Origin of the sequence: Frankia sp. AgKG'84/4 (genome assembly GCF_023242965.2) — a bacterium.
Taxonomy (GTDB): Bacteria; Actinomycetota; Actinomycetes; order Frankiales; family Frankiaceae; genus Frankia.
The window spans coordinates 1-10,058 of sequence record NZ_JALKFU020000153.1; the positions used below are offsets into that span (position 1 = coordinate 1).

Annotated in this window: 5 protein-coding genes; 2 read left to right on the forward strand and 3 right to left on the reverse strand. The window is 72.9% G+C overall.

What is annotated here, in order from left to right:
- Positions 1 to 256 precede the first annotated feature (256 nt).
- Together MXD58_RS12030 and MXD58_RS12035 are read right to left on the reverse strand one after the other, a co-directional pair.
- A complete protein-coding gene (locus MXD58_RS12030) occupies positions 257 to 2,854 on the reverse strand; it encodes a bifunctional acetate--CoA ligase family protein/GNAT family N-acetyltransferase (protein WP_248838356.1) in 2,598 nt (865 codons plus the stop codon).
- Between the two features lie 125 nt (positions 2,855 to 2,979).
- Positions 2,980 to 4,191 (reverse strand): acetoin utilization protein AcuC, encoded by a 1,212-nt coding sequence (locus MXD58_RS12035; protein ID WP_248838355.1) that lies wholly within the window; start codon positions 4,189 to 4,191, stop codon positions 2,980 to 2,982.
- A gap of 286 nt (positions 4,192 to 4,477) precedes the next feature.
- Here MXD58_RS12035 and MXD58_RS12040 point away from each other — a divergent pair, with 286 nt between their 5' ends.
- Entirely contained in the window at positions 4,478 to 6,595 is a 2,118-nt protein-coding gene (locus MXD58_RS12040) for an acetoacetate--CoA ligase (RefSeq protein ID WP_374616003.1), read from the forward strand.
- A 188-nt stretch (positions 6,596 to 6,783) separates the two neighbouring features.
- Here MXD58_RS12040 and MXD58_RS12045 read toward each other — a convergent pair whose 3' ends face one another.
- Complete coding sequence (locus MXD58_RS12045; protein WP_248838309.1) at positions 6,784 to 8,052, reverse strand: RNA polymerase sigma factor; 1,269 nt, start codon at positions 8,050 to 8,052, stop codon at positions 6,784 to 6,786.
- A gap of 638 nt (positions 8,053 to 8,690) precedes the next feature.
- On the opposite strand from MXD58_RS12045, the gene MXD58_RS12050 reads away from it, so the two are divergent.
- Complete coding sequence (locus MXD58_RS12050) at positions 8,691 to 10,028, forward strand: amylo-alpha-1,6-glucosidase (protein ID WP_248838308.1); 1,338 nt, start codon at positions 8,691 to 8,693, stop codon at positions 10,026 to 10,028.
- Positions 10,029 to 10,058 lie beyond the last annotated feature (30 nt).

Genomic DNA, 10,058 nt, shown 5'->3' on the forward strand with positions numbered 1-10,058 from the left:
GCGGGCCCGAGGGCCCACCGACGCGGGCCGGCGTCCGGGCGCGCCACCATCGGCCAATCGGGGGGTAGCACGGGCACATCCCGCCCGCCGGAGCCCCGCTCCGGCTCGGCGTCGGACCTCGGTGCCAGCGCGGCCTGCTCGGGCATCCCCGTTGCCGGGGCACCCGTGGCCCGAACGGGCCCCGCGGAGTCGAGCTGCGGCGCCCCATAGGGGCCGGATGCAGGCCAGACGGGTGGCTGCCCGGAGTGCGGCGAGGTCATGGGAGACGATTGTGGCCGGTGTGACCATGTTGTGCAGAACCGCCCCGGACCGCTGAGGCCTCTTCCTGCGGCGCAACGCTCCAGAACCGGCGCGGTCCGGCGTCGGCCCGGGGCGCGGACCGGCCGGTGACCACCTCCGCGGACAGGACGGTCACCCGGCCGGCCGAGACGACGACCGGGTCAAGAGTGAGATGAACCACCTCGGGCAGATCGTCGGCGAGGCGCCCCACCCGTAGCAGCAGATCCTCCAGCGCCGCGACGTCCACCGGCTCCGACCCGTGGTATCGGAGCAGCAGCGGCGCCGCCCGGATCGAGCGGACCAGGCGGGCCGCGTCGACGTCGGTCAGCGGCAGGATGTGACGTACCCGGTCACCGAGCAGCTCCGTCGCCGGACCGGACAGACCGAAGGACACCAGCGGGCCGTACTGGGCGTGCTCGGCGGAGCCGACGACCACCGGGACCCCGGCCGGCGCCATGCGCTGCACGGCGATCGGCAGCTGCGGCCCGACCTGGTCGCGCAGCGACACCCACGCCGCCCGCACGGCCGTCGCGTCCGGCAAGTCCAGGCGTTGGCCCCGCAGGTCCGGCCGGTGCCGCCAGGCGGCGGAACTCACCTTCAGCGCCACCGGGTAGCCAAGGCGCCCGGCCGCCTCCACGGCGTCCTCGATCGAGGCCACCGCCGGGGCCGGCGCCACGGTGATGCCGTAGCAGTCCAGCAGCGCGGCGGCCTGGTCCGCGGGCAGCGGACCGGAGCCGGCACCAGCCAGCGCCCGGGCGTCCCCGGTCCGCACGACCAGGGGTGGCACCGCGCCGGTCGGTTCGGCGCGCCACTGCGCGTAGCCGACGACGCGACGCAGCGCCGAGACCGCCGCCTCCGGTGACGGGTAGGTCGGTATGCCGACGAACTCGACCGGGCGCTCCACGCCCTGCAGGGACGCCAGAATCGGCACGTCGACCCGGCCGGCGGCCGCCGCGACACCGGCCGTGGCCTCCCCTGGCGAGAGGATCGGCAGCCGGGCGACCGTCACGATCACCGCGTCGGCGCGGCGCGCGGCCGCCAGGACCGCCGCCGAGAACACCTCGGCGCTGCTGGTGGCGGGTAGCAGCACCGCCTCGGCGGCGAGCCCGGCGGCATCGGCGGCACGTGCGGTGAGGCGGACCAACGCCCGGGAGTCGCCGATGATCGCGACCCGGTCACCGGCGGGCAACGGCTGGGAGGTCAGCAGCAGGGCCACGTCGAACGCCTGGGAGATCCGGTCGACGCCGATCACCCCGGCCTGGCGCAACAGCGCGTCGTCCAGCTCGGAACGACCGGAGTAGACCGTCACGACCGGTTTGCGCCGGCCGACGCGGCGCGCCAGGCGGGCGAACTTGCGGGGGTTGCCGAACGACTCCAGGTGCATGATCACCGCGTCGGTCTCGGCGTCCTCCTCCCAGTACTGGAGCAGGTCGTTGCCGCTGATGTCGGCGCGGTCCCCGGCGGAGACGAACACGGACAGGCCGACCTGGCGCCGGGAGGCGGCCTCCAGGATCGCGCCGCCGAACGGGCCGGACTGCGAGTAGCACCCGATCCGGCCCGCGGGCGGCATCCACGGCACCATCGACGCGTTCAGCCCCACCTTCGGGTTCTGCACGCCCATGCTCGCGGGGCCGACGACCCGCATGCCGTCCGCGCGGGCCTCGGCGGCCAGGGCCTCATCCGTGGTGTCGTCCCGCTGGTCGGTGACCACCACCAGCCCCCACACACCGGCCCGGGCACACGCCGCGACCACCGCCGGCATCTGCGCCGGCGCCACGCACACCACGGCGAGGTCCACCGGCCGGGGCACGTCCTCGACGCTGGCGTAGGCACGGATGGAGGCCACCGCGGTCCCCATGGCCGCCGCCGCCGGGTTCACCGGGTACACCGGCCCGTCGAAACCGCCGGCGAGCAGGTGACGCAGGACCGCGTTGCCCACGGACGCCCCCGAACGCCCGGCACCGATCACGGCGACCGCCCGCGGATGCAGCAGCCGGCCGATGGAGGCCGCCTCCGCGCGGTGCTCCCGCGACCGCATCACCCCGACCGAGCGGTCCGTCGGGGTGATCTCGAACGACAGGCGCACCGCGCCGGAGTCCCAGGCCCGCGAGACGGTGTACCCGGCCTCCAGGAACACCCGGATCATCTGCCTGTTCTCGCCGAGCACGTCGGCGTCGAAGCGGCGGATCCCCCGCTCCCGGGCCGCCGCGGCCAGATGCTCCAGCAGGATCGAGCCCAGCCCGCGGCCCTGCTGGGCGTCCTCGACGAGGAACGCCACCTCGGCCTGAGCGGGACGCTCCGCCGTGCCCTCCCAGTGGGCCACCGCGACCAGGTCGTCGCCGATCACCGCGACGAGCGCGCCGCGCAGGTCCTGGTCCACCACGGTCATCCGGTACACGTCGGCGTCGGAGAGCGCCCGGCGCGCCGCGAAGAACCGGAAATAGATCGTCTGGACGGACAGTCGGGTCCAGAAGACCCGCAGCAACGGCCCGTCGGTCGGCAGGATCGGCCGGATGTGCGCCGTGCCGCCGTCGGTCAGCACGACGTCGGCCTCCCACTGCGCCGGATAGGCCATGGGCACCGGATCGGCGGACGGCGAGGGATCGGCGGGCGGCGAGGGATCAGCGGACGGGGGCAGGTCTGCGGACGGGGGCAGGTCTGCGGACGGGGCTTGGTCGGCGGGGGGCACCGGAACGTCGGTCACCTGTCCACGATGGGGTCCAGACCGTGCAGCGGGAAAACCGCCCGCCGGGTCGCGGCGACCGCCTGGTCGAGCGGACTGTCCGGATCACCCTCGCCGGCGTCCCACGGCCGGTAGCGCACGCCCACCCCGTCGCCGAGCGTGCGGGACATGCCGGCGGCGGCTCCGACGGAGGGATGCCCCGTCGCGGCGAGCACGCGCCGCGGCGCATCCGCGCGCCACTCGGCCGGTAGCTCGGTGGCCGGTTCGAGCGGGTGGTGGGCGGCGATCGCGAGCAGCTGCGTCCACACCCGGGGAACCACCGCGTCCAGCGCGTAGCCGCCTCCGCCGCAGGCCAGCCAGCGCCCGTCGCACAGCTCGTGGGACAGCTCGTGCAGCGCCTCGTAGGACGCCCGCTGCCCGTCGACGGACAGCGTCAGATCGGCCAGCGGGTCCAGTGCGTGGGTGTCGCAGCCGTGCTGGGTGACGAGCACCTGCGGGCGGAACTCCCGCAGCAGCGGCGGGACGACCCCGGAGAACGCCCGCAGCCAGCCGGCATCACCAGTGCGCGGCGGCAGGGCCACGTTGACCGAGCTGCCGGCCGCCGCCTGGGTGCCGACCTCGTCGGCGAAGCCCGTGCCGGGGAACAGGGTGCGGCCCGTCTGGTGCAGCGAGATCGTCAGCACCCGCGGGTCGTCATAGAAGGCGGCCTGCACACCGTCGCCGTGATGGACGTCGACGTCGATGTAGGCGACGCGCCGCGCGCCCGCGGCGAGCAGCCAGGCGATCGCGACCGCCGGATCGTTGTAGACGCAGAAGCCGCTGGCCCGGTTCGCCATCGCGTGGTGCAGTCCGCCGGCGATCGACACGGCGTGGCGCGGCGGCCCCGACCATACGGCGCTGGCCGCGTCGATCGTCCCGCCGGTGATCAGCGCGGCGGCCTCGTGCATCCGGTCGAAGATCGGATTGTCGGAGGTGCCGAGACCGAACATGGCCGCCAGCCGGGCCCTGGCCGGGTCGGACGCGGCCCGCACCACGCCGAGGTAGATCGGGTCGTGGACAAGCTCGATCAGCTCGTCGGCGGCCAGCGTCGGCGCGACGACCCGCAGGCCGGGGGCGTCCAGCACGCCCAGGCGCGTCGCGAGGTCCATCGTCAGCTCGAGCCGCACCGGGTGCAGCGGGTGCTGCGGACCAAAGTCGTAGCGGGCCATCGACGGGTCCCACGCGAGCACCGTGGGCTCGGCTGGTCCTGCGGGGGCGGCTGATCCTGCGGGGGCGGCTGATCCTGCGAGGTCGGCCAGCACCGGCGGGTCGGCGAGCGCCGCGTCCGCCCGCGCCGGCCCGCCGCGCCCTCCCGGCCGACCCGTCTGGGCGCTCGAGGGCCCCTGCTCCGACGCTGTCACGTCTCGACGGTAGCCCGAACAGGCCGCTGTGGGCAGCCGCGCACCCCGACCTCACGACGGCCGGGACGGACGAGTTCGCTATGAGGTCACCTGAAATGCCCTAGGGTCAGTGCCCGTGGCAGCAGACCGAACGGCATCGGGCGATCCGGCGCCCGCAGGCGCCGACGACCCGGCGGGGCCCGGCCGGGCGCCGGTGGTCCCCGGCACCCTGCTGTGGGAACCGAGCGCCCAGCGGGTCGCCCAGGCCGCGGTGACGAACTACCGCGAGTGGCTGGCCGCCGAGCGCGGCGTCGACCTGGCGGACGACGGGGCACTGTGGCGGTGGTCGGTGACCGACCTCGGCGCCTTCTGGGAGTCGATCTGGGACTTCTGCGCCATCGAGGGCGATCGCGGCCCCGGCCCCGCCCTCACCGACGCCTCGATGCCGGGGGCCGTCTGGTTCCCCGGCGCACGGGTGAACTACGCCGAGAACGCGTTGACCCGGCGCGGCCCGGCCGCCGCGGCGATCGCGGTGCGGGAGGATGGCGCCACCGCCGTCGTCTCCTGGGACGAGCTGCGCCGCCAGGTCGCCCTGGCCGCGGCCGGCCTGCGCGCCCTCGGCGTGACCGGGGGCGACCGGGTCTGCGCCGTGCTGCCGAACACGATCCACGCGCTGGTGGCGATGCTCGCGACGGCGAGCATCGGCGCGGTGTGGTCGTCCTGTTCGCCGGACCTCGGCGCGGCGGCGCTCACCGCCCGCATCACCCAGGTGGCGCCCACGGTGCTGCTCGGCGTCGACGGCTACAGCTACGGCGGGCGCGATTTCGACACCGTCGACACGCTGTCCGAGCTGGCCGCGGGGCTGCCCGAACTCGCCGCGACCGTGATCGTGCCATACCTGTCCGTCAACGCCTTCGCCCGCGCCCGCCAGGCCGGCGTGGCGAACCTGCTCACCTGGGACGAGCTGATGACGCCCCCGCCCGGTGCCGCCGAGCCCGAGCTGGAGTTCACCCGGGTGCCCTTCGACGCACCCCTGTGGATCCTCTACTCGTCGGGCACCACCGGCCCGCCGAAACCGATCGTGCACGGGCACGGCGGCATTCTCCTGGAACACCTCAAGGCACTGGCGCTGCACCTCGATCTGGGCCCGGACGACCGCTACTGCTGGTTCACCACGACCGGCTGGATGATGTGGAACTTCCTGGTTTCCGGACTGTTGGTGGGTTCGACGGTGGTGCTCTACGACGGCGCGCCCGGCTACCCGACGCTGGGGACGCTGTTCGGCCTGTCGGAGGCGCTGGAATTGACCTGCCTCGGCACCTCCGCGGCGTATCTGCACGCCTGCCAGGCCGCCGGGCTGGTGCCGCGCGAGCACGCCGACCTGTCCCAACTGCGCACGATCGGGTCGACCGGTTCGCCGCTGTCCGCGTCGGCCTACGCCTGGGTGTACGAGGCGGTCAGCCCGCAGGCGGTGCTCTCCTCGATCAGCGGCGGGACCGAGGTCTGCACGGCGCTCGCCGTCGGCCTGCCGACGCTGCCCGTACGGGCCGGCGAGATCTCCTCCCGCGGGCTGGGCGCTGCCGTGACCGCTGTCGACGCCGACGGCAAGGAACTCGTCGATGAGGTCGGTGAACTCGTCGTGACCGCTCCGATGCCGTCCATGCCGCTCCACCTGTGGGGCGACCCGGACGGCGCCCGGCTGCGGGAGAGCTACTTCGCGACCTACCCGGGCACCTGGCGCCATGGCGACTGGGTGCGGATCACCCCGGCGGGGGCGGTGGTGATCGAGGGGCGCTCGGACGCGACGTTGAATCGGTCCGGCGTGCGGATCGGGACGGCCGAGCTCTACGCCGTCGTCGAGGAACAGTCGGAGATCGTCGACAGCGTGGCCGTAGACACCTCCGACTCTACGGGCGGCGGTGGGCTGCTGCTGTTCGTGGTGCTGGCCAGGCCCGGGATCACGGAGGAGCTCGACGGGCGGATCCGCGCCGCCCTACGGGAGCGGTTGAGCCCGCGGCACGTGCCCGACCAGATCATCGAGATCACCGACGTCCCGCGGACGCACAGCGGCAAGAAGCTCGAGGTTCCGATCAAGCGGCTGCTCGGTGGTGCGCCGCTGGCCGATGTCGCGAGCCTCGACGCCGTCGCGAACCCACAGGCGCTGCGGGCCTTCGCGGCCATCGCCGCACGCGGCCACGCGAACACGACGGGTGGCGACGGCGGCGCGGCGCCCACGACCTCGCACGTTCCGTGACCGTCAGGACAGCACATCGCCTCCGGAGAACAGCAAAGCCGGATCTTCGCCTACTCAGCGAAGATCCGGCTTTCATCGACCACCCGGCCGCGCCGCCGACCTCGGCGGCGCGGTCCCGCGTGCTCACCTGGGTGCCACCCCTGACCTGAAGCGCTCCCGCCGCGTGGGCGGAGCCGAACTGGCCGGGATCAGTCCAGGAACTCTCGCAGCCGACCGGCCACGGCGGGCTTGCGCAGCTCGCGCAGCGTGTCCCGCTCGATCTGACGGATCCGCTCCCGGGTGAGCCCGAGGCGGTTGCCCACCTCGGCGAGGGTGTGCTGCTTGCCGTCGGCGAGACCGAACCGCAGCCGCATCACCTCGCGCTCCCGCGGGTTCAGGCCGCCGAGGACGTTCTCGATCTCGTCCTGCATCGCGCCGTAGGAGGCGGCGTCCGCCGGCGAGGTCGCGTCCGAGTCCTCGATGAAGTCGCCGAGCACGGAGTCACCGTCGTCACCGACGGAGGTCTCCAGGCTCACCGTGTCCTGCGCGTAGCGACGCAGTTCGACGACCTGCTCGATCGGCATGTCCAGCTCGAGCGCGAGCTCCTCGTCGGTCGGTTCACGACCGAGCGTGGAGACCAGCTGGCGCTGCAGCCGGGTGATCTTGTTGATCTGCTCGACCACGTGGACCGGGATACGAATGGTCCGCGCCTGGTCGGCGAGCGCCCGGCCGATGGCCTGGCGGATCCACCAGGTCGCATAGGTCGAGAACTTGTATCCCTTGGCGTAGTCGAACTTCTCGACCGCGCGGATGAGACCGAGGTTTCCCTCCTGGACCAGGTCCAGCAGGGTCATCCCGCGGCCGCTGTACTTCTTGGCCACCGAGACGACCAGGCGCAGGTTCGCCGAGACGAGCTGCTGCTTGGCAGCGTGCCCGTCCCTGACGAGCAGGCCGAGGTCCCGACGAAGCTCGACGGGCAGGTCGGCCGACTCAAGCTTGTGCTCGGCGAACAGCCCGGCCTCGACGCGCTTGGAGAGCTCGACCTCCTGGGCGGCGTTGAGCAGCGGCACCTTGCCGATCTCGCGCAGGTACATGCGCACGAGGTCGGCGGTGCCGGCGTGCTCGGCGGTGGAACGGGTGGCGGCGGTGACCTCGTCAGCCGGCTCGCCCTCCTCTTCGAGGAGTTCGACGCCGGCGGAGTTGAGCCGCGCGATCAGGGCGGGCAGCAGCTCGAGGCCGATGTCGGCGGCCTCGAGCGCGTCCCGCAGCTCGGAGCGGCTGATCTCGCCGGCCTCGCGGCCGCGGGCGATGACGTCGGCGACGGCACTCACATCGAGTTCGTCGATGTCATCGGCCACCGCGGCCAGGGAGCGGCTGGAGGCGGAACGGACAGGAGCAGCGGTCCGGCGAGTACGCCGCGGGCTACGCGGTCGGTTCTCGTCGGAACGCTCGGCAAGTTCCAGGGCAGGCAGCGTCATCAGTGGCAAGTCCGATGGTCGGTGCGGGTGGGACGTCTGTTTCCGTGCACATGGGAGGCAACGAACGATGCTGCGGAACCATTCCCTGTGCAGGGCGCACCCGGACATCAGCGATCGCCGGGCCTACCGGCAGTGTAGACCCCGACCCTCGAGCCGCTGAACTCGCTGTCGCGAAGACTACCTGTCAGATCCCGCCGTGTGGCGTGTTCAGCGAACTATCTTGACCTTCTCGCGTGGCGAGAGGGCCTTCAGGAGGCCCAAAGCTCACCTTTAAGTAGCGCCTCACGCACGATCCGTGAGGCTTTCTCGCCGGGCTGCCGTCCGCGCCACATTTCTCGCCCACCGCCGCCATCGGGCCGGCTCCCTCGACGGGAAGAGCCAGGAGGTGCCGGTCACCCCCATCCGGCGGCACCCGGACCGGGGCCCTCGGCAACCATCAGGGCACCGCCCGCCACCGAAGGCTCACTGGTACCGGCGCGCCCGAGCACCCGCCGCCACAAATGGGCGAGCTGGCCGCCCGCTTGTCGATCACACTACGCGTCGGCCCACCCCAGCGGCGTCGACCGAACCCGCGTTAGGCGGGCCACACCGACGTAGGCCTACCAGTGGCCACGCGGTGTGACGGCTACTCTCACACGATGTCCGTCCCCAGCGCCCCGGTAGACCTGGCGGCGTTGCGCGAGACCGCGGTCTCCGTGCTGCGCGGCAATGATCTCGGCGACATCACCCGGCCGTCGCCGACGCTGTATCCACACCAGTGGCTGTGGGACTCCTGCTTCATCGCCATCGGGCTGCGCCACCTCGACACCGAGCGGGCCTCTGCCGAGATCCTGTCCCTGCTGCGCGGCCAGTGGCCGAACGGCATGATCCCGCACGTGATCTTCGCCGAGACCACGGACTTCTACCACGCCGGCCCGCAGCGGTGGCGCTGCGACCGGGTGACCACGACCGCCGGCGGCGCCCAGAGCACCGGCGTCACCCAGCCGCCGATGATCGCCGAGGCCGCCGTCCGCATCGGCGCGATGATGTCCAGCGAGGCGCGCGACGAGTTCTACCGCCGGCTCTACCCGGGGCTGCTGCGCTTCCACCAGTGGCTCTACACCGAGCGGGACCCGGACGACGAGGGCCTCGTCTCCCTGGTGCATTCCTGGGAGTCCGGGATGGACAACACCCCGACCTGGATGGAGATCACCAGGCCGGTCGCGCCACTGGGCGTGCGGGTGCTGCGCCGGTTGAACGGCGACGACGCGCTGGACGCGCTGCGGCGCGATTCCAAGGAGGTACCGCCGGACGAGCGGCTCACCTCCGGCGACCTGTTCACGCTGTACCGGATCGTGCGCGAGCTGCGCCGGGCCCACTACAACTTCCGCGAGATTCGCCGGACCATCGTTCCGCTCGTGCAGGACGTGGCGTTCAACGCGATCCTCGTCCGGGCCAACGAGCACCTGAGCGCCATCGCCACCGAGCTCGGTGAGGTCGTTCCCGCCCAGCTGGCGCGATCGATGCGCCGGACGCGAGAGGCGATGGCCGAGCTCGCCGTCGACGGCGTGTACTACAGCCGCGACTTCCGGACCCGTACCCTGCTGCGACACGAGACCATCGCGGGTCTGCTGCCGCTGTACGCCGGGGTCGTGCCGGAGGATCGCGTCGATGAGATGGCCAAGCGGCTCGCCTCGCCGCGGTACTGGTCTCGTTTCGGCGTGGCGAGCGTCCCGGTGGACGATCCGAGCTTCCTGCCGCGCTGCTACTGGCAGGGCCCGGTGTGGGTGAACATGAACTGGCTGATCGCCGACGGCCTGGAGCGCTACGGCCGGCTCGACGCCGCCGAGAACCTGCGTCGCAACACCATCGACGTGATCGCCGCCTCCGGCGCCATGTACGAGTACTACTCCCCGATCGACGGCTCCGGCGCCGGCAGCAACCGCTTCTCCTGGACCGCGGCCCTGCTCATCGACCTGCTCGCCGACAACCGCTAGCCGCGCGGCTGGCGGCCGCCGCGATCACCG

Excerpts from the sequence above, each read along its gene's own strand:
- MXD58_RS12030 (WP_248838356.1), bottom strand. The coding sequence starts at position 2,854 with ATGGCCTATCCGGCGCAGTGGGAGGCCGACGTCGTGCTGACCGACGGC.
- MXD58_RS12045 (WP_248838309.1), bottom strand. The coding sequence starts at position 8,052 with ATGACGCTGCCTGCCCTGGAACTTGCCGAGCGTTCCGACGAGAACCGA.
- MXD58_RS12050 (WP_248838308.1), top strand. The coding sequence starts at position 8,691 with ATGTCCGTCCCCAGCGCCCCGGTAGACCTGGCGGCGTTGCGCGAGACC.